The organism is Lishizhenia tianjinensis (assembly GCF_900116425.1).
Lineage (GTDB): Bacteria > Bacteroidota > Bacteroidia > Flavobacteriales_D > Crocinitomicaceae > Lishizhenia > Lishizhenia tianjinensis.
This window is the reverse complement of record NZ_FPAS01000002.1, coordinates 666323-691064: the sequence shown is the minus strand read 5'-3', so window position 1 is coordinate 691064 and position 24742 is coordinate 666323. Positions and strand designations below refer to the sequence as shown.

34 protein-coding genes are annotated in these 24742 nt (G+C 38.0%); 3 read left to right on the top strand and 31 right to left on the bottom strand.

Annotated features, from left to right (window positions below; translation table 11 throughout):
* Positions 1–8 precede the first annotated feature (8 nt).
* The 29 genes from secY to BM327_RS09545 form a co-directional block, all read right to left on the bottom strand.
* Positions 9–1322 carry a preprotein translocase subunit SecY gene (gene secY / locus BM327_RS09685; protein WP_090248868.1) on the bottom strand — a complete coding sequence of 438 codons (1314 nt, stop codon included), beginning with the start codon at positions 1320–1322 and terminating at the stop codon, positions 9–11.
* A gap of 28 nt (positions 1323–1350) precedes the next feature.
* Positions 1351–1797, bottom strand: a complete 447-nt coding sequence (gene rplO / locus BM327_RS09680; RefSeq protein ID WP_090248866.1) for a 50S ribosomal protein L15 — start codon at positions 1795–1797, stop codon at positions 1351–1353.
* A gap of 21 nt (positions 1798–1818) precedes the next feature.
* Entirely contained in the window at positions 1819–1995 is a 177-nt protein-coding gene (gene rpmD, locus BM327_RS09675) for a 50S ribosomal protein L30 (RefSeq protein ID WP_090248865.1), read from the bottom strand.
* Between the two features lie 12 nt (positions 1996–2007).
* On the bottom strand, positions 2008–2526 hold the full coding sequence (gene rpsE / locus BM327_RS09670; RefSeq protein ID WP_090248863.1) for a 30S ribosomal protein S5: 519 nt from the start codon (positions 2524–2526) through the stop codon (positions 2008–2010).
* A 5-nt stretch (positions 2527–2531) separates the two neighbouring features.
* The gene (gene rplR / locus BM327_RS09665; protein ID WP_090248861.1) at positions 2532–2885 is read right to left on the bottom strand and encodes a 50S ribosomal protein L18; all 354 of its coding nucleotides are present in this window, start codon (positions 2883–2885) and stop codon (positions 2532–2534) included.
* Between the two features lie 17 nt (positions 2886–2902).
* A complete protein-coding gene (rplF, locus tag BM327_RS09660; protein WP_090248859.1) occupies positions 2903–3454 on the bottom strand; it encodes a 50S ribosomal protein L6 in 552 nt (183 codons plus the stop codon).
* 27 nt (positions 3455–3481) lie between these two features.
* Positions 3482–3880: a 30S ribosomal protein S8 gene (gene rpsH, locus BM327_RS09655; protein ID WP_090248857.1), complete on the bottom strand. Its 399-nt coding sequence runs from the start codon at positions 3878–3880 to the stop codon at positions 3482–3484.
* A gap of 18 nt (positions 3881–3898) precedes the next feature.
* On the bottom strand, positions 3899–4168 hold the full coding sequence (gene rpsN / locus BM327_RS09650) for a 30S ribosomal protein S14 (RefSeq protein WP_090248855.1): 270 nt from the start codon (positions 4166–4168) through the stop codon (positions 3899–3901).
* A gap of 3 nt (positions 4169–4171) precedes the next feature.
* Positions 4172–4723 (bottom strand): 50S ribosomal protein L5, encoded by a 552-nt coding sequence (gene rplE, locus BM327_RS09645; RefSeq protein WP_090248853.1) that lies wholly within the window; start codon positions 4721–4723, stop codon positions 4172–4174.
* On the bottom strand, positions 4723–5040 hold the full coding sequence (gene rplX / locus BM327_RS09640) for a 50S ribosomal protein L24 (RefSeq protein ID WP_090248851.1): 318 nt from the start codon (positions 5038–5040) through the stop codon (positions 4723–4725). The genes rplE and rplX overlap by 1 nt, the downstream gene beginning before the upstream one ends.
* Before the next feature lie 13 nt (positions 5041–5053).
* Positions 5054–5422, bottom strand: coding sequence for a 50S ribosomal protein L14 (gene rplN, locus BM327_RS09635; protein ID WP_090248849.1), 369 nt, complete (start codon positions 5420–5422; stop codon positions 5054–5056).
* Between the two features lie 9 nt (positions 5423–5431).
* Positions 5432–5689 carry a 30S ribosomal protein S17 gene (rpsQ, locus tag BM327_RS09630; RefSeq protein WP_090248848.1) on the bottom strand — a complete coding sequence of 86 codons (258 nt, stop codon included), beginning with the start codon at positions 5687–5689 and terminating at the stop codon, positions 5432–5434.
* A 26-nt stretch (positions 5690–5715) separates the two neighbouring features.
* Entirely contained in the window at positions 5716–5910 is a 195-nt protein-coding gene (gene rpmC, locus BM327_RS09625; RefSeq protein WP_090248846.1) for a 50S ribosomal protein L29, read from the bottom strand.
* Positions 5911–5918: 8 nt separating this feature from the next.
* Positions 5919–6347 carry a 50S ribosomal protein L16 gene (gene rplP / locus BM327_RS09620; protein ID WP_090248844.1) on the bottom strand — a complete coding sequence of 143 codons (429 nt, stop codon included), beginning with the start codon at positions 6345–6347 and terminating at the stop codon, positions 5919–5921.
* Between the two features lie 26 nt (positions 6348–6373).
* Positions 6374–7081 (bottom strand): 30S ribosomal protein S3, encoded by a 708-nt coding sequence (gene rpsC, locus BM327_RS09615; RefSeq protein WP_090248842.1) that lies wholly within the window; start codon positions 7079–7081, stop codon positions 6374–6376.
* Between the two features lie 6 nt (positions 7082–7087).
* Positions 7088–7486 (bottom strand): 50S ribosomal protein L22, encoded by a 399-nt coding sequence (gene rplV, locus BM327_RS09610; RefSeq protein WP_090248839.1) that lies wholly within the window; start codon positions 7484–7486, stop codon positions 7088–7090.
* Positions 7487–7504: 18 nt separating this feature from the next.
* Complete coding sequence (rpsS, locus tag BM327_RS09605) at positions 7505–7783, bottom strand: 30S ribosomal protein S19 (RefSeq protein WP_090248837.1); 279 nt, start codon at positions 7781–7783, stop codon at positions 7505–7507.
* A gap of 3 nt (positions 7784–7786) precedes the next feature.
* On the bottom strand, positions 7787–8611 hold the full coding sequence (rplB, locus tag BM327_RS09600; protein WP_090248835.1) for a 50S ribosomal protein L2: 825 nt from the start codon (positions 8609–8611) through the stop codon (positions 7787–7789).
* An 11-nt stretch (positions 8612–8622) separates the two neighbouring features.
* Positions 8623–8919 (bottom strand): 50S ribosomal protein L23, encoded by a 297-nt coding sequence (gene rplW, locus BM327_RS09595; protein WP_090248833.1) that lies wholly within the window; start codon positions 8917–8919, stop codon positions 8623–8625.
* 6 nt (positions 8920–8925) lie between these two features.
* Positions 8926–9552, bottom strand: coding sequence for a 50S ribosomal protein L4 (gene rplD / locus BM327_RS09590; RefSeq protein ID WP_090248832.1), 627 nt, complete (start codon positions 9550–9552; stop codon positions 8926–8928).
* A complete protein-coding gene (gene rplC, locus BM327_RS09585) occupies positions 9552–10166 on the bottom strand; it encodes a 50S ribosomal protein L3 (protein ID WP_090248830.1) in 615 nt (204 codons plus the stop codon). Before rplC ends, rplD begins: the two co-directional genes overlap by 1 nt.
* A 17-nt stretch (positions 10167–10183) precedes the next feature.
* Positions 10184–10489 (bottom strand): 30S ribosomal protein S10, encoded by a 306-nt coding sequence (gene rpsJ / locus BM327_RS09580; protein WP_090248827.1) that lies wholly within the window; start codon positions 10487–10489, stop codon positions 10184–10186.
* Positions 10490–10500: 11 nt separating this feature from the next.
* Positions 10501–12636, bottom strand: a complete 2136-nt coding sequence (gene fusA / locus BM327_RS09575; protein ID WP_090248825.1) for an elongation factor G — start codon at positions 12634–12636, stop codon at positions 10501–10503.
* A 10-nt stretch (positions 12637–12646) separates the two neighbouring features.
* On the bottom strand, positions 12647–13117 hold the full coding sequence (gene rpsG, locus BM327_RS09570) for a 30S ribosomal protein S7 (RefSeq protein WP_090248823.1): 471 nt from the start codon (positions 13115–13117) through the stop codon (positions 12647–12649).
* Between the two features lie 18 nt (positions 13118–13135).
* A complete protein-coding gene (gene rpsL, locus BM327_RS09565) occupies positions 13136–13510 on the bottom strand; it encodes a 30S ribosomal protein S12 (RefSeq protein WP_090248821.1) in 375 nt (124 codons plus the stop codon).
* Positions 13511–13827: 317 nt separating this feature from the next.
* Positions 13828–14439: a MarC family protein gene (locus BM327_RS09560; protein ID WP_090248819.1), complete on the bottom strand. Its 612-nt coding sequence runs from the start codon at positions 14437–14439 to the stop codon at positions 13828–13830.
* A gap of 38 nt (positions 14440–14477) precedes the next feature.
* On the bottom strand, positions 14478–15065 hold the full coding sequence (locus BM327_RS09555) for a sugar transferase (RefSeq protein ID WP_090248817.1): 588 nt from the start codon (positions 15063–15065) through the stop codon (positions 14478–14480).
* Positions 15065–16276, bottom strand: coding sequence for a DegT/DnrJ/EryC1/StrS family aminotransferase (locus BM327_RS09550; RefSeq protein WP_090248814.1), 1212 nt, complete (start codon positions 16274–16276; stop codon positions 15065–15067). Before BM327_RS09550 ends, BM327_RS09555 begins: the two co-directional genes overlap by 1 nt.
* 494 nt (positions 16277–16770) lie before the next feature.
* The gene (locus BM327_RS09545) at positions 16771–17298 is read right to left on the bottom strand and encodes a hypothetical protein (RefSeq protein WP_139230324.1); all 528 of its coding nucleotides are present in this window, start codon (positions 17296–17298) and stop codon (positions 16771–16773) included.
* Positions 17299–17518: 220 nt separating this feature from the next.
* On the opposite strand from BM327_RS09545, the gene cmk reads away from it, so the two are divergent.
* Positions 17519–18223 (top strand): (d)CMP kinase, encoded by a 705-nt coding sequence (gene cmk, locus BM327_RS09540; RefSeq protein ID WP_090248811.1) that lies wholly within the window; start codon positions 17519–17521, stop codon positions 18221–18223.
* Positions 18224–18232: 9 nt separating this feature from the next.
* On the opposite strand, the gene BM327_RS09535 is transcribed toward cmk, so the two are convergent.
* Positions 18233–19525, bottom strand: a complete 1293-nt coding sequence (locus tag BM327_RS09535; protein ID WP_090248809.1) for a TlpA family protein disulfide reductase — start codon at positions 19523–19525, stop codon at positions 18233–18235.
* Between the two features lie 59 nt (positions 19526–19584).
* Positions 19585–21105, bottom strand: coding sequence for an FAD-dependent oxidoreductase (locus BM327_RS09530; RefSeq protein WP_170853728.1), 1521 nt, complete (start codon positions 21103–21105; stop codon positions 19585–19587).
* A 200-nt stretch (positions 21106–21305) separates the two neighbouring features.
* On the opposite strand from BM327_RS09530, the gene BM327_RS09525 reads away from it, so the two are divergent.
* Positions 21306–22262, top strand: coding sequence for a transglycosylase SLT domain-containing protein (locus BM327_RS09525; RefSeq protein WP_090248805.1), 957 nt, complete (start codon positions 21306–21308; stop codon positions 22260–22262).
* A gap of 179 nt (positions 22263–22441) precedes the next feature.
* Positions 22442–24736 carry an ATP-dependent helicase gene (locus BM327_RS09520; protein WP_090248803.1) on the top strand — a complete coding sequence of 765 codons (2295 nt, stop codon included), beginning with the start codon at positions 22442–22444 and terminating at the stop codon, positions 24734–24736.
* Positions 24737–24742 lie beyond the last annotated feature (6 nt).

Sequence of the window (24742 nt, the reverse complement as noted above, 5' to 3'; positions counted from 1 at the left end):
TTTTTATCTTAAAATCCAGATACTTCTCCGGCTGTTCTACGTCCTCTGATTTTCGTTCCTTCCATTAATCCATCATAGTGTCTGTTTAAAAGGTACGTTTCAATTTGCTGAAGCGTATCTAAAACAACTCCTACCATAATCAATAGAGAAGTTCCTCCAAAGAACAATGCAAAAGCTTGTCCAACACCTGCCATGTAAGCAACCGCTGGTAAAACTGCAATCAATGCCAAGAAAATAGATCCTGGTAAAGTAATTCTAGAAACTAGGGCATCAATGTAGTTAGCTGTTTCTTCACCTGGTCTGATACCTGGAATGAATCCACCGCTACGCTTCATATCGTCCGCCATTTTCTTAGGATTAATCATGATAGCAGTATAGAAATAAGTAAATACTACAATCAATACAGCTAATACCAAGTTGTACCAGAATCCGAAGATTCCGAACGTAGACGCATCAAACACCATTACTGGAACAGCCATAATAGCTTGAGCAAAGATGATAGGCATTACACCTGATGCATTTACTTTAATTGGCAAGTAAGATCTAGCAGATTGATCACCTGCTTCCGCTCTTCCTGAAGCTACTCTCTTCGCGTAATTCATAGGAACCTTTCTTACACCCTGTACAATTAATACAGTTGCTAAAACGATAGCCATGAAACATACGATTTCAAGTAAAATTGGAATAGCTGGACTTTCCTTATCAATTGCTTCTGCAAAAACCGCTTGTGGGAAACGTGCTAAAATACCTACAGTAATCAATAACGAAATTCCGTTACCAACTCCTTTGTCTGTAATTCTCTCACCTAACCATACAGCGAACATTGCTCCACCTACTAATACCATAACAGATTGTACCCACCAAATTGGAGAGCTCATTAATTCTGCCGGAATAGCACCTTTTGAACCAACATAAGCACCAATGTAAGTTGGCGCTTGAACAGCACAAATGATAATCGTTAGTATACGTGTATAGTTGTTAATTTTCTTACGCCCACTTTCTCCCTCACTCTGCATCTTCTGTACAGCAGGAACTGCCATACCTAATAACTGCATAATGATGGAAGCGGAGATGTAAGGCATAATACCCAATGCTAAAAATGAAGCATTGGTAAATCCTCCACCCGATAACAATCCTAATAAACCTTCAAACGTACCAGCAGATTCTGATAAGTCAGAAGTTAATTTAGAACTATCTACACCAGGTAGAACGATATAACATCCTATACGGTAAACAAGAATAAGAGAAAGGGTTATTACTAACCTCTTTCTCAATTCTTCAACTTTCCAGATATTCTTAATATTTTGTATAAACTTTTTCATTTTGGGTTAAAATAGTTGGCAAAGTTAATTAGATTTCTGTACAATTCCCACCTTTATCTTCAATTCCTGCTTTAGCAGTTGCTGAAAACTTGTGAGCAGTAACGTCTATCTTCGATTTCAACTCTCCTCTTCCCAAAACCTTAACTAACTCATTACGAGAGCACAAACCGTTCTCACGCAATACTTCAGGGTTTATTTCTGTTACTCCTTTTTTGTCAATTAAATTCTGAATAATATCTAGATTAATTGCTTTGTACTCTACACGGTTAATGTTTTTGAAACCGAATTTAGGTACACGTCTCTGTAATGGCATTTGACCACCTTCGAAACCGATTTTTCTTTTGTATCCAGATCTTGACTTAGCTCCTTTGTGTCCACGAGTAGCTGTACCACCATGTCCTGAACCTTGACCTCTACCAATACGCTTATCGCTTTTGATAGAACCATTTGCTGGAGTTAAATTATTTAGATTCATCTTTCTTAATTTTTATAGGTTCTACTCAACTACTTCAACTAAGTGTTGAACTTTTTTCACCATACCAAGAATTTGAGGAGTTGCTTCCTTCTCAACAACTTGGTTTAACTTCTTCAATCCCAACGCTTGAATCGTTCTCTTTTGTCTTTGTGAACGATTAATTGCGCTTCTTACTTGCTTAATTTTAATTGTAGCCATTTTCAGATATTATTAACCGTTAAACACTTTATCCATAGAAACTCCTCTTTGCTTCGCTACAGCTACAGCATCTCTCATTTGAGATAATGCATCCATAGTTGCTTTAACCACGTTGTGTGGGTTAGAAGATCCTTGAGACTTTGCTAATACGTTGTGGATACCAACACTTTCCAATACAGCACGCATCGCACCACCTGCGATAACTCCTGTACCGTTAGAAGCTGGCTTAAGTAGAACGCGAGCTCCACCAAATTTACCTTTTTGTGCGTGAGGCACAGTTTGGTTGATGATTGGAACTCTGATTAGGTTCTTCTTCGCATCATCAATTCCTTTAGAAATTGCTTCAGTTACTTCTTTTGCTTTACCTAATCCGTGACCTACAATCCCGTTCTCATCACCTACTACTACGATAGCTGAGAAAGAGAAAGTACGACCACCTTTAGTTACTTTAGTAACTCTATTAATACCAACTAATTTATCTTTTAGTTCGATATCAGATGATTTTACTCTATTAATATTGTTTGCTGCCATAACAATTAAAATTTAAGTCCGCCTTCTCTTGCTGAGTCAGCCAACGATTTAATTCTACCGTGGTATAAGTATCCATTTCTATCGAAAACTACTTTTTCCACGCCTGCTTTGATTGCTGCTTCAGCGATCATTTTTCCAACAAATGCTGCTTGCTCTACCTTTGGTAATTTCTCAGCGTCTTTGTTTCCTAAAGAAGATGCAGATGCAATAGTAACTCCTTTGTTATCGTCAACGATTTGTGCGTAGATTTGTTTGTTACTACGGAAAACTGTTAATCTTGGAGTTTCTGAAGTACCGAAAATATTCTTTCTGATTCTTCTTTTGATCTTAGCTCTTCTTGCTTCTTTACTAAATGCCATTTAATCAAAAATTAAGATTATTTACCTGCTGCTTTACCAGCTTTTCTTCTAACTTCTTCACCTTGGAAACGAATACCTTTACCTTTGTAAGGCTCTGGTTTACGGAAGGAACGAATTTTGGCAGCTACTTGTCCTAACAATTGTTTATCGTGTGATTCCAACGTAACAACTGGTGCTTTACCCTTTTGAGTATCAGCAGTAACCTTAATTTCATTTGGAAGTTCTATGATAATTGGGTGAGAGTAACCTACTGACAAGTCCAATTTTTGACCTTGCGTAGTAGCTCTATAACCTACTCCAATTACTTCTAAAACTTTCTTGTACCCTTCCGATACTCCAACAATCATGTTTTGTACTAATGCACGAGATAACCCGTGTTTTGCTCTGTGATCAGGAGCGTCAGATGCGCGGTTAAAAGTTAACACACCGTCAACGTTCTCAACAGTGATTGCTGAATCTAAAACTTCAGTCAATTCACCTTTAGAACCTTTAACAGTGATTGTTTGTCCGTCAACTTTCACTTCAACTCCACTCGGGATTGTGATGGGGGATTTACCTATCCTTGACATTTTAAACTTTTTACTTATTCTTAACTATTAGTATACGTAGCACAATACTTCACCACCTACGTTCAATTTTCTAGCTTCTTTATCAGTGATAACACCTTTAGAAGTAGAAACGATTGCGATTCCTAAACCATTCAAGATTCTAGGTAACTCAGTTGAGCTACTGTACTTTCTTAAACCTGGCTTAGAAACTCTTTGCAATTTTGTGATTGCAGGAACCTTCGTAGAAGGATTGTACTTCAAAGCGATCTTAATTACGCCTTGTTTGTTATCCTCTTCAAACATGTAGTTAGAGATGTACCCTTGATCAAATAAGATCTTAGTCAACGCCTTCTTTGTGTTTGAAGCTGGAATCTCAACTATCTTGAGTTGAGCACTACTCGCGTTACGAACGCGAGTAAGAAAATCTGCTATAGGATCTGTTACCATATCTTTCCTAAAAAACGATTACCAACTTGATTTTTTAACTCCTGGGATCTTACCAGCTAATGCCATTTCTCTAAAAGTTACCCTTGAGATACCAAACTGACGCATGTAACCTCTTGGACGACCAGTTAAAGAACATCTGTTGTGTACTCTAACTTTAGATGAATTTTTTGGCAACTTCTGAAGAGCATCCCAATCACCAGCTTCTTTCAAAGCGGCTCTTTTCGCAGCGTATTTTTCAACTAACGCTTCTCTCTTGCGCTCACGCGCTTTCATTGATTCTTTAGCCATTTCTTATTTTTTTGTAAATGGGAATCCAAATGCATCTAACAATGCTTTTGCTTCTTCGTCACTGTTCGCTGTTGTAACGAAAGTGATGTCCATTCCTAAAATTTTATTAACCTTATCTATATCAATCTCTGGGAAGATGATGTGTTCTTTAACTCCCATGTTGAAGTTACCACGTCCATCAAATCCTTTTGCAGGTACTCCTTTAAAATCACGAGTACGCGGCAAAGATACAGAAATGAAACGATCTAAGAAATCGTACATTTTATCTCCACGTAGAGTAACTTTCGTTCCTACAGGCATCCCTTTTCTTAATTTGAAGTTAGAGATATCCTTTTTAGACATAGTAGCTACTGCTTGCTGACCAGCGATGATTGATAAATCTGCTACTGCAGAATCAACCAATTTCTTATCAGCTACAGCTTCACCTACACCTTGAGATAAAACTATTTTAGTTAACTTAGGTACACGCATAACCGTTTTGTACCCAAATTTTTCAGTCAATGCTGGAATGATCTCAGCACTGTACTTTTCGCGAAGTCTTGGTGTATAACTCATTACTTAATCTCCTCCCCTGACTTTTTAGAATAACGTACTAATTTACCCGCATCGTTTAACTTACGACCAACTCTTGAAGCTGTTCCGTTAGCTACTACCATAAGGTTAGAGATGTGGATAGTTCCTTCTTTCTCTTCAATACCACCTTGTGGGTTAGATGCACTTGGCTTAGTATGACGTTTAATCATTTTTAAACCTTCTACTGTCGCGCGGTCGTTTTTCTTGTCAATAGCAAGAATTTTTCCTTCTCTACCGCGAGCTTCACCGCTAAGTACCTTAACAGTGTCTCCTACTTTAATGTGTAATTTCTTTTGCATGACTTTACAATTTTTAAAGTACCTCAGGAGCTAATGAAACAATTTTTAAGTAATTGTTTTCACGAAGCTCTCTCGCTACTGGTCCGAAAATCCTTGTACCTCTCATTTCTCCCGCTTGGTTCAATAGAACAACAGCGTTATCATCAAAACGAATGTAAGATCCATCTGCACGACGGACCTCTTTTTTCGTTCTTACTACCACAGCCTTGGCTACCTGACCTTTCTTAACTCCACCAGAGGGCATTGCGTTCTTTACAGTAACAACTATTTTATCTCCAACAGATGCATAGCGACGTTTTGTACCACCTAATACGCGGATACACAACACCTCTTTAGCACCACTGTTGTCTGCTACTGAAAGTCTTGATTCTGTTTGTATCATTACTAATGATTATTTAGCTCTTTCAATAATTTCTACTAATCTCCAGTTCTTTGATTTACTCAAAGGACGTGTTTCCATGATGCGAACTGTATCACCTATGTTACAGTCGTTATTTTCATCATGGGCCACAAATTTAGTAGTTTTTTTTACGAACTTACCATATTTTGGGTGTTTTACTTTTCTTTCTACAGAAATAACGATAGATTTTTCCATCTTATCGCTAGTAACAACCCCAATACGTTCTTTTCTTAAATTACGCTTTTCCATTTCAAGCTTATTTCTAATTTAACAGGTTACGCCTGCTTTTGTCTTTTTGTCATCTCTGTATTCAATCTCGCGATTGATCTTCTCAAATCCTTGATTTGTAAAGGGTTCTCCAATGGAGAAACGGCGTGCGTTAACTTTAACTTAGCCATTTTCTCCATAGATTCTTCAATACGATTCTTCAAGTCTTCTACTGACAATTGATTGATTTCTTCTTGTTTCATTACCTTAATTATTTACCAGGTATTACATAATCCGGGCGAACCACGAATTTACATTTAACTGGAAGTTTTTGAGCTGCAAGACGCATAGCCTCTTTTGCAGTTTCATAAGGAACTCCTTCTGCTTCGAATAAGATTCTTCCTGGTTTTACTACAGCAACCCAGTGACTTGGAGCACCTTTACCTTTACCCATCCTTACCTCTGCAGGCTTAGAAGTTACAGGCTTGTCTGGAAATATTCTAATCCAAACTTTACCTTCTCTTTTCATGTAACGCGTAACAGCGATACGAGAAGCTTCAATTTGTCTAGAAGTAATCCATCCTGGTTCCAAGGTTTTTAATCCGAAAGATCCAAAAGCAACTTGACTCCCTCTGTGAGCTAAACCACGATTACGACCTTTCTGTGCTTTTCTAAATTTGGTTCTCTTTGGTGATAACATCTTCGAGTTTTTTAAAAGTCAATAACTTATTTCTTCTTTCTTCTTCCACCTTGCTTAGATCTTCCTCCTTTTTGAGAAGCCAATCCAACGTTTGGTGATAAATCTCTCTTTCCGTACACTTCACCTTTACAGATCCATACCTTGATACCGATACGACCGTAAGTTGTGTGAGCTTCAGCTAAAGCGTAATCGATATCAGCTCTAAATGTATGCAATGGAGTTCTTCCATCTTTGTACATTTCTGAACGTGCCATCTCTGCTCCGTTCAAACGACCTGAAATCTTAACTTTAATACCTTCAGCTCCCATTCTCATTGTAGATGCAACAGCCATTTTGATTGCTCTACGGAAAGAAATTCTTGCTTCGATTTGACGAGCGATTCCATCTGCAACTAATCTCGCATCAAGTTCTGGTCTCTTGATTTCGAAAATGTTGATTTGGATTTCTTTTTTCGTCAATTTCTTTAACTCTTCTTTAAGCTTGTCAACTTCTTGACCACCTTTACCAATGATCACACCTGGGCGTGATGTATTGATAGTAACAGTAACCAATTTCAACGTACGCTCGATGATAATCTTTGCGATACTTGCTCTTGACAAACGTGCGCGAAGGTAACGACGGATCTTATCGTCTTCAACGATTTTATCTCTGTAGTCTTCTCCTCCGTACCAGTTAGATTCCCATCCTTGGATGAAACCTAATCTATTTCCTATTGGATTCGTTTTTTGTCCCATTACATCCTAATTTTTTACTCCATCTACGACAAGCGTAACGTGGTTTGATCTTTTTCTAATTCTGTGAGCTCTTCCTTGAGGTGCAGCCTGAATTCTTTTCAACATTCCTGCTGGTGAAACTTCGATCGACTTAACGATTAATGTTTCATCCTCAAGAACCTTATCTTCGTTCTTCTGCTCCCAGTTAGCAATTGCTGAACGCAATAACTTCTCTAGACTCTTTGAAGCCTCCTTAGGATTATGTTGCAATATGTTAAGAGCCTTATTAACTTCTACTCCCCTTACAAGATCTGCAACTAATCTCATCTTTCTTGGAGCGATCGGAGAATCTTTCAACTTAGCGATTGCCGTTGTAGCCTTCTCTGCTTTTAATTGCTCTGCTTTTAATCTTTTTCTAGCGCCCATGTCACTACCGATTTAATTCTATCTTCTTTTATCTTTCTTATTACCACCGTGACCACGGAAGTTACGAGTTGGAGCAAATTCACCCAACTTGTGACCAACCATATTCTCTGTCACGTAAACAGGAATAAATTTCTTCCCATTGTGTACGGCAATTGTCAATCCTACGAACTCTGGAGTTATTGTAGAAGCACGAGACCAAGTCTTGATTACTCCTTTCGCTCCAGTTTCCTGTGCTGTATCCACTCGTTGCATCAATTTGTAATGAACAAATGGTGGTTTTTTTAACGAACGACTCATAACCTATTTCTTTCTTTTCTCAATGATAAACTTATCTGAATACTTATTCTTTGCACGTGTTTTGTATCCTTTAGCTGGCATACCGTTACGTGATCTTGGGTGTCCTCCAGAGTTACGCCCTTCACCACCACCCATTGGGTGATCAACTGGGTTCATAACTACACCACGAACGCGTGGACGACGACCTAACCAACGAGAACGACCTGCTTTACCAGATACTACTAAACTGTGCTCAGAATTAGAAACAGAACCGATTGTCGCAAGACAAGTGATTAAGATCATTCTAGTCTCACCTGAAGGTAATTTTACTGTAGCGTATTTTCCTTCACGTGCGTTTAACTGAGCGTAAGTTCCTGCTCCTCTTGCGATAGCTCCACCTTTACCAGGCTTTAACTCGATATTGTGAATCACAGTACCAAGTGGAATATCACTTAAGAACATTGCGTTACCAACTACTGGAGTAGCAGTTTTTCCTGAAACTACTGTATCTCCAACTTTTAAACCTTCCGGAGCGATAATGTATCGCTTCTCTCCATCTGCATAATACAACAAAGCAATACGAGCTGTTCTGTTTGGATCATACTCGATAGCTTTAACCGTTGCAGGTACATCGTGTTTCTCTCTTTTGAAATCAACAACTCTGTACTTCTGCTTGTGACCACCACCGATGTAACGCATAGTCATCTTACCTGTGTTATTACGTCCACCAGACTTCTTTTTAGAAGCTACTAACGCTTTTTCAGGAGTAGACTTAGTTACCTCTGAGTAATCACTAATGATTTTGTGTCTTTGCCCTGGAGTTGTAGGCTTTAACTTTCTAAGACTCATTCGTCAATTAATTAAATGTTATTAAACAAATCAATCGTTTCTCCATCTGCAACAGTAACGATAGCTTTTTTCCAAACTGAGTTACGTTGCTCAACGATACCTTTGTTAGTATATTTAACAGAGGATTTACCACCGCCATAAGTCATGGTACGAACTTTCTCAATCGTTACTCCGTACATGTTTTCGACAGCTTTCTTTATTTCAATCTTGTTAGCTCTTCTATCAACTACAAATGCAAATCTGTTGTTTTCCTCAGAATCCAACGTTGCTTTTTCTGTGATGATTGGCTTTTTTATAATTTGATTCATTCCAAATTAGTTTAAGATCTTTTCAATTGCTTCAACAGAGCTCGCTGCTAAAACTACTTTTCTTGCATTTAACACATCGTAAGTGTTTAATGAATCTGCAGTTACAACTTTTGCTCTCTGAAGGTTACGAGATGATAAGTATACGTTATCATTCTGACTTCCTACTACTACAAGAACTTTCTCGTTCTCTAACTTTAAGTTACCTAAGAACGCTTTAAAATCAGCAGTCTTTGGAGATGCCATAGACATATCTTCAACTACCATTAATGCATCGTTCTGTGCTTTGTATGCTAAGGCAGACTTTCTTGCTAAACGCTTCAACTTGATGTTTAACTTGAAAGAGTAGTTTCTTGGACGAGGTCCAAAGATTCTACCTCCACCTACACGCGTACCAGACTTAATGTTACCTACACGAGCAGTACCTGTTCCTTTTTGCTTCTTGATCTTCTTAGTAGACCCAGCGATCTCAGCTCTTTCCTTAGCCTTGTGCGTACCTTGACGTTGGTTAGCCAAGTATTGCTTAACGTCTAAGTAAATTGCGTGATCGTTTGGTTCGATACCAAAAATTGAGTCTGAAAGCGTAACTTTTGTAGAAGTTGCTTTACCTTGTGCGTCTAATACTTTTACTTCCATTATTTCTCAATTATTACAGTTGAACCTTTTGCTCCAGGGATAGACCCTTTAACAACTACTAAATTCTTGTCAGTTAAAACTTTAAGAACTTGTAAGTTCTCAATAGTAACCGTTTTGTTTCCAGTTTGACCCGCCATACGCATTCCTTTGAATACTCTTGCTGGGTAAGACGCTGCACCGATAGAACCAGGAGCTCTTAATCTGTTGTGCTGACCGTGTGTTGCTTGACCAACTCCACCGAATCCGTGTCTTTTTACAACCCCTTGGAATCCTTTTCCTTTAGAGGTACCAGAAATGTTAACAAATTCTCCTTCAGAGAAGATATCAACACCAACTGCGTCACCAATGTTAAGACCGTCAAATCCATCAAATTCAACTAATTTTCTCTTTGGAGAAGTGTTAGCTTTTTTGAAGTGACCTTTTAGTGCGTTTGGAGTGTTTTTTTCTTTACGCTCTCCAAAGCCCAATTGTACAGCCTCGTAACCGTCACGATCTACTGTCTTGAGTTGAGTTACAACACAAGGACCAGCCTCTATCACTGTGCATGGTGTTGCCTTACCCTCGGCACTGTAGATGCTAGTCATTCCGACTTTTCTTCCTATTAATCCAGGCATTCTTTATTTATTACTAATTAAACTTTAATTTCTACGTCAACCCCACTTGGTAACTCTAATCTCATCAATGCATCTACTGTTTTAGATGAAGAGCTGTAGATATCTAACAATCTCTTGTATGATGATAATTCGAATTGCTCACGCGCTTTCTTGTTTACGTGTGGAGACTTTAATACTGTGTAAATTCTCTTGTGCGTTGGTAATGGAATTGGACCACTAACTACTGCACCTGTAGTCTTTACTGTTTTAACAATCTTCTCAGCAGATTTGTCTACTAAGTTATGATCGTATGATTTTAATTTGATTCTAATTTTTTGACTCATCTTACTTTAAATTAAGCAGTAACTTTTCCTTTTGCTTTTGCAACTACATCCTCTTGAACGTTTCTTGGTGCCTCTGCGTAGTGAGAGAACTCCATAGTAGAAGATGCTCTACCTGATGAAATCGTTCTTAAAGTAGTAACGTAACCGAACATTTCTGATAACGGAACATCAGCTTTAACAACTTTAGCTCCAGCTCTATCATCCATACCTTTCATCAATCCACGACGACGGTTAAGGTCAGCTACAACGTCACCCATGTTTTCTTCTGGAGTAACAACTTCTAACTTCATGATAGGCTCTAACAATACTGGGTTAGCTTTAGGCAATGCGTGTCTGTATGCCATTTTCGCTGCAACCTCGAAAGATAAAGAATCTGAATCGACTGCGTGGAAAGATCCATCATTCAACTCAACTTTTAATGAATCGATAGGGTAACCTGCCAATACACCATTCTTCATAGCTTCTTTGAATCCTTTCTCAACTGAAGGGATAAATTCTCTTGGAACGTTACCACCTTTAATGTTGTTAATGAATTCTAAACCTAATTTCTCTTCATCTTCTTGCGGCATGATTTTCACAACGATATCTGCGAATTTACCACGACCACCAGACTGCTTCTTGTACGTCTCTCTGTGTTCAACTGTACCAGAGATTTTCTCTTTGTAAGATACCTGAGGAGCTCCTTCGTTCACTTCTACCTTGAACTCACGCTTTAAACGATCGATCAATACTTCTAAGTGAAGCTCACCCATTCCTGAGATTACAGTTTGACCTGAATCCTCATCAGTGTTGATTTGGAATGTTGGATCCTCTTCAGCTAATTTATTTAAACCTACAGATAATTTGTCCATATCCGCTTGAGTTTTAGGCTCAATAGCGATACCAATAACTGGCTCTGGGAACTCCATAGATTCAAGAATGATAGGTGCTTTCTCGTCACATAAAGTATCTCCTGTACGGATATCTTTAAATCCAACACATGCACCGATATCTCCTGCGTCTAATACGTCAATTGCATTCTGCTTGTTAGAGTGCATTTGGAATAAACGAGAGATACGCTCTTTCTTGTTTGTTCTTGTGTTAAATACGTAAGAACCTGCTTCGATCTTACCTGAGTAAGCTCTAACGAAACATAAACGTCCTACGAATGGGTCTGTAGCGATCTTAAATGCTAAAGCTGATAATGGAGCTTCGTTAGAAGGCTCTCTTGTAGCTTCCTCATCTGTTTTAGGATCGATACCAACAACTGCTCCCTTATCCATTGGAGAAGGTAAGAATGCCATAACAGCATCTAACATTGTTTGTACCCCTTTGTTTTTAAATGCAGATCCACACATCATTGGTTGGATAGACATGTTGATAGTAGCTACACGAATAGCTTCCATCATCTCTTCAACTGTGATAGAATCTGGATCTTCGAAGAATTTCTCCATCAATTTGTCGTCAGACTCAGCAACTGCTTCAACCAATTTCTCTCTCCACTCGTTTGCCTCATCTACTAAATCTGCAGGAATATCGAACTCTTCGTAAGTCATTCCTTTATCTTCCTCATTCCAAGAAATTCCTTTCATTGTGATCAAATCAACAACTCCTGCGAAATCATCTTCCGCTCCGATAGGAATTTGTAAGGGAACTGGATTACCTCCTAAACGCTCCTTAACTTCGTTGTAACATCTAAAGAAGTCAGCTCCTGCACGGTCCATTTTGTTTACGAAACAAAGTCTTGGAACCTTGTACTTATCTGCTTGTCTCCAAACTGTTTCAGACTGAGGCTCAACTCCTGATGCAGCACAAATTAATGCTACAGCACCATCTAAAACTCTTAACGAACGCTCCACCTCAACTGTAAAGTCAACGTGACCTGGAGTGTCAATAATATTTACTCTGTAATCTTTAGTACCGTCTACTGCTTGCCCTTGAACTGTTGGGTATTTCCAGAAACAAGTAGTTGCAGCAGAAGTAATAGTAATACCTCTTTCCTGCTCTTGCTCCATCCAGTCCATTGTTGCAGCACCATCGTGTACTTCTCCAATTTTGTGACTAATACCTGTGTAATACAAGATACGCTCAGTAGTTGTTGTTTTACCAGCATCTACGTGGGCCATAATCCCGATATTACGCGTGTATGTAAGATCTCTTTTTGCCATGACTTTATTTTTAGAATCTGAAGTGAGAGAACGCTTTGTTTGCCTCAGCCATTCTTAATGTATCTTCTTTCTTTTTGTAAGCAGCACCTTCTTCTTTCGATGCAGCAATAATTTCGTTAGCTAATCTTTGCGCCATTGATTTCTCGTTACGCTTTCTTGCGTATCCGATCAACCATTTCATTGCTAATGACTGCTTTCTTCCTTCACGTACCGGAGTAGGAATTTGGAAAGTAGCACCACCAACACGACGGCTTCTAACTTCTACTGAAGGAGTTACATTGTGAAGAGCTTTCTTCCAAATCTCTAATCCTTCTTCTTCTTCAACTTTTGTATTTACGATCTCAATAGCTTCGTAAAATATCTTAAACGCAAGGTTCTTCTTCCCATCCAACATCAAGTTGTTAACGAACTTAGTTACTACTACTTCGTTAAACTTAGGATCCGGAAGTATCTGAATCTTTTTGGCCTTTCTTCTTCTCATCTCTAAAAAGCTTTAAAATTATTTCTTAGGTCTTTTTGCTCCATACTTAGAACGACGTTGAGTTCTACCCTCAACTCCAGCAGTATCCTCTGCTCCACGAACGATGTGGTAACGTACCCCAGGAAGATCTTTTACTCTTCCTCCACGTACTAACACCATCGAGTGTTCTTGTAAGTTATGACCTTCTCCACCGATGTAAGCATTTACTTCCTTACCGTTTGTTAAACGTACTCTGGCTACTTTACGCATTGCCGAGTTCGGCTTCTTAGGAGTAGTGGTGTAAACCCTTACACATACCCCTTTACGCTGCGGACAAGAATCAAGTGCTGCTGACTTGCTCTTCTTTACCGGCGCTGTTCTACCCTTGCGAACTAACTGTTGAATAGTTGGCATATTTCTATTTATTATTTACAAAAAATTACTCCCCCAAACACACTTTGGGGGGTGCAAATGTACACAATTTAATTTATAAACCAATACCGAATTGAATAAAGTTGCTGATTTTTAACACAGTGCTGTTCAAAGTTATCAACATGTGTGAATAGCATTTTTGGATTTTGAAGAAGAAAATTCCAACTCCTTCTTTCCAGTGATTTTAGAAAAACCTGAGTAAAACAAGCCCTTTGATTGATTTTTGACTTTTCTTATTGTTTTTCAAGGAGTTAAATCTAACCGGTTGAATGGCTCAAAATTGAGCTTAAATAAAATTCTTATAAATTTCCGATAAAACCTTTCAAACCACTCAACACACTTTGCACCGCATAAGAGGCTAAAATGAGTCCCATAATTTTACTAATTACCGTAATTCCATACTCACCTATCCTCTTTTGAACCCAATTTGCCGCCAATAGTATTACAAGCGTCAATCCTACAACTAACACAACCAACAAAGTTGTGATTGCTTGCTGCTCTATAGAATAAAGATGATTATCTGTCATTAGCACTACGGCCATAATTGCACCTGGAGATGCGATAGAAGGTATAGCTACCGGAAAAATAGTTACATGCTTATAATCTTTGATGAGATGCTTTTCCGACTCGGGCTTACCTTCTCCAAAAATCATGGTTAAGGCAAAAAGAAACAGTATGACTCCTCCAGAAATTTGAAAAGCATCCAGAGATATCTCCATAGCTTCTAAAATGAGCTGACCAACCACAATGAAAAACAAAAGCACACCTAAAGCTATAAGTGATGCTCTCACAGCTATAATACGTTTTAGTTTTTCGTTGAAATTTTTTGTAGCCTCCAAGTAAACGGGAACCGAACCAAAAGGATCTAATACTGCAATAAGGAAAAATATCTTTGTGATAAGCTCTGTCATGCCGCAAAGATAATAACAGAAACTTTCATTATTGTGAATTATGAAACAATCTTCTTAAATGTCAACCACATGATTTTAATATCTGTCCCAAGGGTGGGCGATGCGATATACTTCATGTTTAATTTAAGTTTAGCGGGCATTACCTCTTCTATATAGGTCTTTTGAGGATCATCACTTTCACCCAATATTCTATTCTCGTCGAAATACTCCAAAGAGGCGTAATCTGTAATTCCTGGTTTTACGTCTAGAACTTTCGCTTGTTCAGGTGTATATAGATCGACATACTCTTTCACCTCGGGACGTGGACCAACTATACTCATTTCCCCTTTTAACACATTGATAAATTGAGGAAACTCATCTAACTTGTATTTACGTATGAACTGACCTGACTTTGTAATACGATTGTCTTTCATTCCTATGGTAAGTCGACCTTGCTTATCGGCATCCTTACGCATAGAACGGAATTTGAACAAATAAAAAGGCACGCCGTTTTTACCGATGCGTTCTTGTTTGTAAAACACACCCCCTGCACTTTCCAAAGCTATCCATATTCCCAAGACGATACCAAAAGGAAGAATGATTAGAAGTATCACAATAGAAACTACTACATCGAACAATCTTTTCATTACCCTATCACTTTTTGAACCGCATGTTTAACTGCAGCGATTACCGTTTGTACTTGTTCATCATTTAAATCGAAGTACACGGGTAAACTAATCTCATTGGCGTATTTATTCCATGCCTCTGGGTAATCTTCCATTTTGTATCCACGCTTTTTGTAGGCTGTTAATAAAGGCAAAGGTTGGAAGTGAACATTTACAGATACATCTTGTTCAAAGATTTCTTGTATGATGGCATCGCGCTGCGCTTCTGTTACACCAGCAATACGCAATAAGTATAAATGATAACTACTTGTTTTATCTACTGTCTTGTAAGGAGGGATAATGGCCCATTCTTCTTTTTCGAAAGCTGAAGTATAAGCCGCGAAGATTTCTTTTCTCCTTGCTAAATTTTCTTCATAACGCGAAAGCTCTACCAATCCTATAGCAGCTTGCAAATCTGTCATGTTACATTTGAAACCTGGTTCTTCTACATCATAACGCCAGTTTCCCTTTTGGGTTTTAGCCAAAGCATCTTTAGATTGACCATGGAGAATAAGAGCATTGAATTGCTTGTAGATATCTTCATGATCGAAACCCGCCGGCATATTAAAACAAACCGCACCACCTTCAGCAGTAGTCAGGTTTTTAACCGCATGAAAAGAGAAAGCTGTGATATCTGCACACGAACCAATGCGCTTACCTTTGTATTCAGCACCGAATGAATGGGCAGCATCAGACAACACCAAAATTCTCCCCAACTGTTTTTGCAAATCATTCGAAGGCTTGAACTGTGCTTTTGCAGCATCACTGTTTACTACATCGTAGATTTCATCGAAGTCGACCGGGAAACCGCTAATATCTACACCCATTATCGCTTTCGTATTTGGAGTAATAGCCGCTTTAATGGCCTCAACACTTGCATTGAAATCTTCTTTATTCAAATCAACCATTACAGGAGTTGCACCCGTATGCACGATAATGTTTGCTGATGCACAGTAAGTATATGCAGGAATGATTACCTCATCACCTGGACCTATGCCCCACCAACGGAGCACTACCTCCATTCCGTTTGTCCAAGAACTTACACATAATGTTTTCTGTGCACCCGTATAGTCTGTAATCTCTTGTTCAAACTTTTTGGTACGCGGACCTGTAGTAATCCAACCACTCAATAAAGCTTTGCTTACTTCATCTACAACTGCTTGGTCTATCCTTGGCGGAGAAAATGGAATCATATACCTGTATTAATTTGAGGCAAAAATAGGGAATTAGACTTTTAGACGGTTAGATTTTTAGACATTTAGATTCGAAGATTTTTAGACCTTTAGACAGTTAGACTTTTAGATGACTCTACTTTTAGACACTTAGACAAGCTACACACTAGTCTTTTTCAACCTCTACACTCCATATTCACACTCAAAACTGTAATTCTGTTAGGGATATGAGCGTATACCCCGCAGGAGACTTTAGGTGTAAAACTTAATTGACACAGGCGACTTAAGAAGCCTGATGGAGATTTAGTTGCACCCTAAAGGAAACCAAGCGTAGCAGCGTTAGCCTGTTAAAACAGCCTAAAAAATAAACTGAGACTTTTAGACAGTTAGATTTTTAGACCTTTAGATCACTAAAACTTTGACCTATTAAAATTAAACGATAAGTAAGATTAGGGAAAAGAAAAATGGAGCTCATGTTACATGAACCCCATTTTCATTTTTTATTGAAATTTATCTTATTGATAAGTAACGCTAAACTCTCCCTCAGTTATACTGTAGGAATCATTTCCTGTACTAAACTCATATTCTTCGGCATCAAAACTGAAAAAACCTCTAATTTCACCTTCGTCGCTAAAAGTAGAAGGAGAGTTATATGTAATATTCAAAGTTCCTGTTCCAGTTGGACAAGCATATGGACTATCCCCGTCGTTATAATAACCACCTAGATCCCCAACAAACGGATTTGAAAAACTGTATGTCCCCACTGCTTTTTGCTTCGGTACGTTTAATAATATTCGTGTATTGTTCGGTCCTGAAGCCTTAATGGTCAACGTACCAGAATTATACGTTACCTCTACATCCGTTTCAACAAACTCTACACCATCTACTTTTGCATAAAACTCTTCTGTTGGCTGAGTAGGCTGATTTGTATTGCCATTTCCATTGTTGTTTGTTGTCGTGTTTGTTGTTGGCTCGACTTCCTCTTTTTTACATGCCATAAACACTAAAGTAAGCGCAAGCGCTGCGAAAAAAATTCTTTTCATAGAATTATAATTTAAGTTAATTAAGTTAAGTGCAGTTCATCTAAAATTTAAACCACACCCTAAAATTATATTTTTTTTCAAAACCGATGGATTCATTTGCACTTGAACTTAATTAGGCTTTAGCAAGGACTATCCATTAAATCAATAAAAAATACCACAGTGGATTAAATTACTTCTTAAAACAAGATTATCTTCGCAGAATACATCTAAGATTACAAACATGAAAAAACTTACGATAGCAATAGACGGATATTCTTCTTGTGGAAAAAGCACTTTGGCAAAAGCATTGGCAAAAGAATTGAACTACATTTTTGTAGACACGGGCGCCATGTATAGAGGAGTGAGTTTATATGCCATCGAAAATGAATTGATCTTGGATGGACAAATTGCCGAAAACGTTTTGATTTCTCGTTTACCTGAAATTGATTTGAGTTTTGAGTTCAATGAAAAAGAACAACGACCTGAATTGTTATTGAACGGTAAAAACGTAGAACACAAAATTAGAACGCTGGAAGTTTCTCAAGTGGTTTCTCAAGTGGCCAAGATTAGCGAGGTAAGATCTTTCTTGGTCGACAAGCAACGCAAGATGGGTGAAACGGGCGGTGTTGTAATGGACGGTAGAGATATAGGTTCTGTGGTATTCCCCAATGCTGAATTGAAATTGTTTGTAACGGCTGCACCTGAAATTAGAGCCGATAGACGCTTTAAGGAATTGCAAGCAAAAGGCGAAGATGTGAACTTGGAAGATGTAGCTGCCAACTTGAAAGAAAGAGATGAGTTAGATACCTCGAGAAAAGAGAGTCCCTTAATACAAACCGACGACGCCATTGTTTTAGATAATTCAAATCTTACCCCAGATGGCCAATTGGAATTGGTTTTGAAATGGGTTGGGAGAATACAAAACGGACATGTGGTTTATGAGTAGACTTTTATTCTACTGTTCAAGTAACTCCTTTAATCGCTTTATTGCTCTTTCATCATAAAAAGGTATAAAACGTGGTTCCAAGATCTGTCCATCTCTTCCTATTACAGTATAACTAGGAGCTGCGATTAATAAATAGAATAACAACTCTGGATTATTGAATTGTTTAAAAGCGATTAGATGATCACCTCTGTAACCCATTTCTTCTATTGTTTTCTTCCACCTCTCTAACTTTGTTGAATCTGATTCTAATGCTATGTTTAAAAACACGATAGAATCCTTTGAGAACTTCTCGAAAGTCTTTTCATATTTAGGAACAGACTCCAAACATGGTCCGCACCATGTGCCCCAAAATGTAATTGCGACAAGCTTACCTTTATAATCATCCAAGGAAACACTATCACCCAACTGGTTCAACAGTGTAAAATTAGGAGCGTTGGAACCTGGTTTTATTTTTTCAAATTTTTCAAACCATCTCTTTAAATAGATATCGAAAAAATTAGAATTACCCATGTTAATTCCGGCACAAAACTTCTCAATACGGCTATAGGAAGTTGAAAAATCAGTGGTGTAATTCATCCTCTGATTTTTTAAATGGTTATACATAGCGATCATTCTATCAACATCATTAAAAACACTATCAATGAAGTTCAATTTATATTCTTCAAATTTTTCAACACTCTTTTCATCTTCCCTTAGGTTCTGATAATAATAATTCGCATTATACTCTACTTTTTTACTGAGCAACCTAGAATATTGTGGATTCATAAATACAAGCTTAGAACTAAAACCTAACCACTTCTCAAGGTTCTTACCTATAACCGTATCTGGAAGAAGCTCAAATTCACCTCTGGTATATAACACATGATAATTGAGGTAATTATAAACCTCAATAGCTACATTGGTTTGCAGCATAATTTCTAAACTCAACTTCAACTGAAAATCATTTATAGGCTTGTATAATACATATATACTGTCCAATCTTTCTCGATACAACTCGTACAAATACGAATTATACTCTTCACTTGACAATTTATAATCCTTACTCGTGAACTTTAACTGTGTTAACCTATACAATTGTTCAATAAGTATACTATCCAAATCCTTACTAAAAACAGGTTTACTAGAAACATATTCTCCACGCGGAGTATCTTCAACCTGGAAATAAAATGATGGGGTTTGTTCCATCTCCAGATCTGGAGAAACTTTAAACCCAAAAGCATCATAATACTCTTGACCCAAAACAATTGAGTTAAGTGAAACGAGGAATATGAAGGAGGCGATTAAGAATAGTATTTTTTGCATTTATAAAACTTCATTGAGTCTATAAATATATTATTTCCAAATAAAACTCACCTATAGTTTCAATCAGCCAATCCTTTCACCGCCTGTATTCCAGAATCCAGCGCTTCAAAAAACAAGGGTAAATTACCGGTATCAACACCTGCGTAGGTAAAGTTTTGTATGGGTCTGTTTTGGTTCCAATCGTTTAACAAATATCCTGGTTTGGGCAAAGGCATCGCATGACCGAGTATGTTAACATTCGCATACTTTAGTTTCTCGGGATAATTTCCTCCCAGACTTTCTTTGAGGTAGACTATGGTTTGTTCTATAATTCCACTCGGGTCTTTTTCAAAGGCAATTAACTTTTCTCTTTCCTCCGGTGCAAAACAATAATAAGCCGTTAGTACATCGTACTTTTCTATGTAATCGAATTGGGCGCGAGAATCAGAGAAGCCCATGAAGTTTTTATTTTCTCCTATGAAGTCGTTTTGCCAAAAGACGTGCTCCACTTTTTCTTTTGGACGAGTATATACAAAATTGATACTTATCCAAGCACTAGCTTCAGCCATGAGTTCTGGTCGGTGCGCTTTAGGAAAGACATATTGCAAACTGTGTTTTTGTCCGGCATAAACAATTTGCTTTGCCCTAAACTTTTCTACTTGGTCTTTTTCAAAGTTATAGGCCTTCACATCAAAACCATTTTCTGTTTCTTGGATATGTGCGGCCAAAGTATTAAGGTGAATGTTTTGGTAATCACTCAAACCTAAAAGCTTTTCTACAAAGTATAGATTGCCTTCTGGTGGAGAAAGTAATTCCGGAGATTTGCTATAATCTCTACACATGTAGTAATGTATACCTGCAATTGCCGACACTTCTTTTGAAGTCCCTCCCCAATCATCTAACATTTGATAATCTACAGCTCTAATAAATTCATCGGAAAAAGAATGTTGCTGCATTAACCAAGTATGGAAATCGATTTTGTTTAGTTCATGGAGCTCTTGTGGAATGAGTCGGGTGGGCATAGGCATCTTGCCCAAGTAGGGTTGTAAGAGTTTTTCAAAGACGGGCAAATCTTCAAAGTCCGACAAAGGTTCATGCACACGTTCTCCAAAACGCATACAGGTACTTTCCTTTTTGGGATCAATGAGATATTGGGTATCTATAAAATGATATTCCTTGGTAAACTCATTTTGCGTTATGACCTGAGCCTTTTGCAAAAGACCCAATGCATCCTTTCCGTAATAAGAAGGATAAATTAAATCGTAGTGGGCACCTTTGGCAAAACGGGCAGATTTAAAATTACCTCCTCCGGCACTTCCTCCTAAATAAGAATTGGTTTCGAGCAGGGCAACATTCCTTCCTTCTTGCTGGGCCGTAACATAAGCAGCCACTCCGGCCACTCCTCCACCGATTACCAAGAGGTCGTTTTCAAAAGTTCGAGAAACAGGTTTACTCAATTGTTCACGCAAAACATGTCCACGCAAACGATTACTATCTATAGCAACATCGTACCCCTCTTCAATTTCCGGCAAACTACATGCGCCAAAAAACAAAGGGATACTTCCGAGTCCTGTCAATTGTATAAACTTTCTTCTCTCCACAGCTTTCAAAGATAATTGAGTCTTTGAGATTATTAGACTTTTAGAAGATTAGACTTTTAGACCATTAGATTTTGAAAGACTGAATTTCAACTAAAACCTTAAGCTACTTTTCAACAAAGCGCTTTTTGTTAATAATGCGTTAACCTCTTTTTCACACATACTTTATTTGCTAGATTTACGTTGAAACCAAAAGTAAACGCATGAAAACTTTATTCACTATACTCGCCCTTTTTCCTTTTCTATTGTTTGCCATAGAACCAGACACAACGGCTCAACACCATTGGAAGGAAGAGTTTCGAAGTTTTCAACCGGCGTTTGATACCAATGAGTTAACCATCCTCTCTACACATCAGATATTTGAGGAATGTTGGGATGAATTGGCGCATCCTAATTTTTGGAAGACCATCATGCGTTTGTCGCCCGACTCATGCGTAATCAATATTGCAGCTACAAGAACTATTGTTCAAAAAATGGCCATTAAGGATTGGGACAAGAATTCAGAAGAAAGAAAAGATGCCATAAGAGATTCTATTCGCACTGCTCATGGATTAAGTGCTGAAGATAAAATTTACATGACCACAGGAAAAAACGATTTCTATCAGTTTGAAAAAGTAATTCCGAGTTTAGCAAAAGGGGTAGAAGTTTTTCATCAGGAAGGTGTAGATCCTTGGTACGCCCAAGCTATACTTTTAATTGAGAGTCCAGGTAAATTAGCCAAATCTAATGTAGGAGCTTACGGTGCATTTCAGTTAATGAAGGGTGTAGCCCGTTCTCATGGTTTAAGAGTAGACAAATATGTAGACGAACGCAAAGATTTCACGAAATCTGCTCAAGCAGCAGCAAGTTTATTGTCCAACACTTGTATTCCACATGCGAGAAGAATTTTAGACGAGCACGATTTAACCTACAATGAAAATGATTTATGGTTTAGACTTTTTGTTTTGCACATCTACCATGCAGGAGCTGGAAATGTAGAAGCTGTTGTTAACGTTATCAATCCTGAATACGGAGGAATGAATGTTATACAAGACATGTGGGTGAATTCAGCCGCGCATTTCAAAAACAGTTCACAAAACTATTCTCAATTGGCCTTGGCTTCTTTAATGATTTTAGATGAGATTGTACACGCTTCTTCTGCCCTAGCTGGAATAGAATAAAAATCTTATGGGGTTAATGCCCTTATTAAATTTCTTTGCTTCAGAAGACCATCCTTCCAGAATTTTGACGTAACTTAAAAAAGAGAAATACGTCAACTTTTAACCAACATCTAAAGAGTTCTTATGAAGATTTTTTCAAATCTGAGGGATACTCTAGAGAAGTTTCTATTTTTGTTTTTATGGATTATTTGGAGGGATTAAATAAGAGTCAGCGCGTAGCCGTTGAACATATTGATGGACCTATAATGGTCATTGCGGGTGCGGGATCTGGAAAAACCAGAGTATTAACCTATAGAATAGCGCACATGATGAACAGAGGAATTGATTCCTTTAACATCTTGGCACTTACCTTTACCAATAAGGCAGCACGTGAAATGAAGGAAAGAATCTCTCAAATTGTGGGAGATCAAGAGGCTAAAAATTTGGCCATGGGTACTTTCCACTCGGTGTTCGCCAAACTCCTTAGATACAATGCTGAAAAGTTAGGTTATCCTTCTAACTTCACGATTTACGATACGCAAGATTCAAGAAGTTTGATTAAATCTGTCATCAAAGAATTGAAGTTAGACGACAAGGATTACAAACCGAACTCTGTACACGGAAGAATTTCAAGTGCAAAAAACAACTTGATATCTCCAGAAGAATATGCCAACAATGCAGAAATCGTTGGAGAAGATAGAATGTCGAAACGACCACTTATCTATCAAATCTATAAAATGTACATGGATAGATGTTTCAAAGCAGGAGCGATGGATTTTGATGATTTGTTGTACCAAACCAATGTATTGTTGAGAGACTTCCCTGAAGTTCTACATCATTACCAACAAAAGTTCAGATACATCTTGGTAGATGAGTACCAGGATACCAATTACAGTCAGTATCTTATTGTTAAGAAATTAGCAGCGGTGTATGAAAATATATGTGTTGTAGGTGATGATGCCCAATCCATCTACTCTTTCCGTGGAGCGAATATCCAAAACATCTTAAACTTCAAAAGAGATTACCCTGATTTCACATTATACAAATTGGAGCAGAACTACAGGTCTACCAAAACCATAGTAGATGCAGCCAACAGTGTGATAGAAAAAAACCAAGACCAAATAAAGAAGAACGTTTGGACAGATAACAATCAGGGAGATAAAATACGAGTAATTCGTTGTTTGACCGATAACGAGGAAGGTAAGGTAATTACCAACTCTATCTATGAAATTAAACAGGGTCAAGGTTTACAATATTCTGACTTTGCCATTTTATACAGAACCAACGCACAATCGAGATCATTCGAGGAAAGCTTGCGTAAGTTAAACATGCCCTACAAGATTTACGGTGGTCTATCTTTCTACCAACGTAAAGAGATAAAGGATTTGATTGCCTACTTTAGGTTAAGTGCCAACTCGAATGATGAAGAAGCATTAAAACGTGTGATTAACTATCCGAAAAGAGGTATAGGAAACACGACGATGGAACACATTATTATTGCAGCGCAGCAGTATGATGTGAGTCTATGGGAGGTTATGAGTGATTTTAACCGTTACCCATGTAATGTTAATGCCTCTGCACAAAAGAAGATTTCTGATTTCGTTAGAATGATGCAAAGCTTTACAGCAGATTTGGATAGAGTACCTGCTTTTGATTTAGCACAACGTATAGCTACCACAACTGGTTTATTGAAGACTTTACACGAGGACAAGACGCCAGAGGGTGTTACTCGTTACGAGAACATACAAGAACTTTTGGCCGGGGTAAAAGAATTCTCTATTGCCAACAAGAACAGTGAAAACAATTCTTTAAGTGACTTCTTGATAGATGTAGCTTTGATGACAGACGCTGATGACGAATCAGAAGACGACAAAAACAAGGTTACTTTAATGACCATACACGCTTCAAAGGGATTGGAATTTCCACACGTGTATGTAGTAGGTTTAGAAGAAAACCTCTTCCCTTCTCAACTCTCTATTAACTCAAGAACAGAGTTGGAAGAAGAAAGAAGATTGTTCTACGTAGCCATTACGCGAGCAGAAAAGAACTGTACCTTGAGTTATGTACAGAGTAGGTTTAGATTTGGTCAGTTAATCACTTCAGAATCGAGTAGATTTATTGATGAGATAGACGAACAATTCTTAAACTTTGAATCGACCTATTCGGACAAAGGAACTTCGGGAAGATCATTGAACGCAAGAAGAGGATTGGATAGTAAGTTCAGTAACCCTGCTGCAACTGGAGGTTTATCAGGATTGAGTCAGCGAAGGTTGAAAAAAGTAAATGTGAACGACATAAGCTCTACCCCTTCGAAAAGTGGAGGAACTACAACAGACTTAAAAGTAGGATTCAACGTAATGCACGATAGGTTTGGAAAAGGTAGAGTTACCGCATTAGAAGGTACTGCACCAAACCAAAAAGCTACTGTCTTCTTCCCTAGAGTAGGAAACAAAACATTGATATTAAAATTTGCAAAACTAGAGGTGCTTGATTAAGCACCT

Coding starts and splice junctions, on each gene's coding strand:
- rplV (WP_090248839.1), bottom strand. CDS start 7,486: ATGGGCGCTAGAAAAAGATTAAAAGCAGAGCAATTAAAAGCAGAGAAG.
- rpsJ (WP_090248827.1), bottom strand. CDS start 10,489: ATGAGTCAAAAAATTAGAATCAAATTAAAATCATACGATCATAACTTA.
- rplN (WP_090248849.1), bottom strand. CDS start 5,422: ATGATACAAACAGAATCAAGACTTTCAGTAGCAGACAACAGTGGTGCT.
- BM327_RS09535 (WP_090248809.1), bottom strand. CDS start 19,525: ATGCAAAAAATACTATTCTTAATCGCCTCCTTCATATTCCTCGTTTCA.
- secY (WP_090248868.1), bottom strand. CDS start 1,322: ATGAAAAAGTTTATACAAAATATTAAGAATATCTGGAAAGTTGAAGAA.
- BM327_RS09555 (WP_090248817.1), bottom strand. CDS start 15,065: ATGAAAAGATTGTTCGATGTAGTAGTTTCTATTGTGATACTTCTAATC.
- rpsE (WP_090248863.1), bottom strand. CDS start 2,526: ATGGCAGCAAACAATATTAATAGAGTAAAATCATCTGATATCGAACTA.
- rplE (WP_090248853.1), bottom strand. CDS start 4,723: ATGAGTTATACACCAAGACTTCGCGAAAAGTACAGTGCTGAGATCATT.
- rpmC (WP_090248846.1), bottom strand. CDS start 5,910: ATGAAACAAGAAGAAATCAATCAATTGTCAGTAGAAGACTTGAAGAAT.
- rpsC (WP_090248842.1), bottom strand. CDS start 7,081: ATGGGACAAAAAACGAATCCAATAGGAAATAGATTAGGTTTCATCCAA.
- rpsS (WP_090248837.1), bottom strand. CDS start 7,783: ATGAGTCGTTCGTTAAAAAAACCACCATTTGTTCATTACAAATTGATG.
- rplX (WP_090248851.1), bottom strand. CDS start 5,040: ATGCAAAAGAAATTACACATTAAAGTAGGAGACACTGTTAAGGTACTT.
- rplB (WP_090248835.1), bottom strand. CDS start 8,611: ATGAGTCTTAGAAAGTTAAAGCCTACAACTCCAGGGCAAAGACACAAA.
- rplR (WP_090248861.1), bottom strand. CDS start 2,885: ATGGCATTTAGTAAAGAAGCAAGAAGAGCTAAGATCAAAAGAAGAATC.
- rpsQ (WP_090248848.1), bottom strand. CDS start 5,689: ATGGAAAAGCGTAATTTAAGAAAAGAACGTATTGGGGTTGTTACTAGC.
- rpmD (WP_090248865.1), bottom strand. CDS start 1,995: ATGGCTACAATTAAAATTAAGCAAGTAAGAAGCGCAATTAATCGTTCA.
- rplD (WP_090248832.1), bottom strand. CDS start 9,552: ATGGAAGTAAAAGTATTAGACGCACAAGGTAAAGCAACTTCTACAAAA.
- rpsL (WP_090248821.1), bottom strand. CDS start 13,510: ATGCCAACTATTCAACAGTTAGTTCGCAAGGGTAGAACAGCGCCGGTA.
- rplC (WP_090248830.1), bottom strand. CDS start 10,166: ATGCCTGGATTAATAGGAAGAAAAGTCGGAATGACTAGCATCTACAGT.
- rpsN (WP_090248855.1), bottom strand. CDS start 4,168: ATGGCTAAAGAATCAATGAAAGCGCGTGAGCGCAAGAGAGAAGCGTTA.
- rplW (WP_090248833.1), bottom strand. CDS start 8,919: ATGAATCAAATTATAAAAAAGCCAATCATCACAGAAAAAGCAACGTTG.
- rplF (WP_090248859.1), bottom strand. CDS start 3,454: ATGTCAAGGATAGGTAAATCCCCCATCACAATCCCGAGTGGAGTTGAA.
- BM327_RS09545 (WP_139230324.1), bottom strand. CDS start 17,298: ATGAAAAGAATTTTTTTCGCAGCGCTTGCGCTTACTTTAGTGTTTATG.
- cmk (WP_090248811.1), top strand. CDS start 17,519: ATGAAAAAACTTACGATAGCAATAGACGGATATTCTTCTTGTGGAAAA.
- BM327_RS09560 (WP_090248819.1), bottom strand. CDS start 14,439: ATGACAGAGCTTATCACAAAGATATTTTTCCTTATTGCAGTATTAGAT.
- rpsG (WP_090248823.1), bottom strand. CDS start 13,117: ATGAGAAGAAGAAAGGCCAAAAAGATTCAGATACTTCCGGATCCTAAG.
- fusA (WP_090248825.1), bottom strand. CDS start 12,636: ATGGCAAAAAGAGATCTTACATACACGCGTAATATCGGGATTATGGCC.
- rpsH (WP_090248857.1), bottom strand. CDS start 3,880: ATGGTAACAGATCCTATAGCAGATTTTCTTACTCGCGTTCGTAACGCG.
- rplP (WP_090248844.1), bottom strand. CDS start 6,347: ATGTTATCACCAAAGAGAACCAAATTTAGAAAAGCACAGAAAGGTCGT.
- rplO (WP_090248866.1), bottom strand. CDS start 1,797: ATGAATCTAAATAATTTAACTCCAGCAAATGGTTCTATCAAAAGCGAT.
- BM327_RS09525 (WP_090248805.1), top strand. CDS start 21,306: ATGAAAACTTTATTCACTATACTCGCCCTTTTTCCTTTTCTATTGTTT.
- BM327_RS09520 (WP_090248803.1), top strand. CDS start 22,442: ATGGATTATTTGGAGGGATTAAATAAGAGTCAGCGCGTAGCCGTTGAA.
- BM327_RS09550 (WP_090248814.1), bottom strand. CDS start 16,276: ATGATTCCATTTTCTCCGCCAAGGATAGACCAAGCAGTTGTAGATGAA.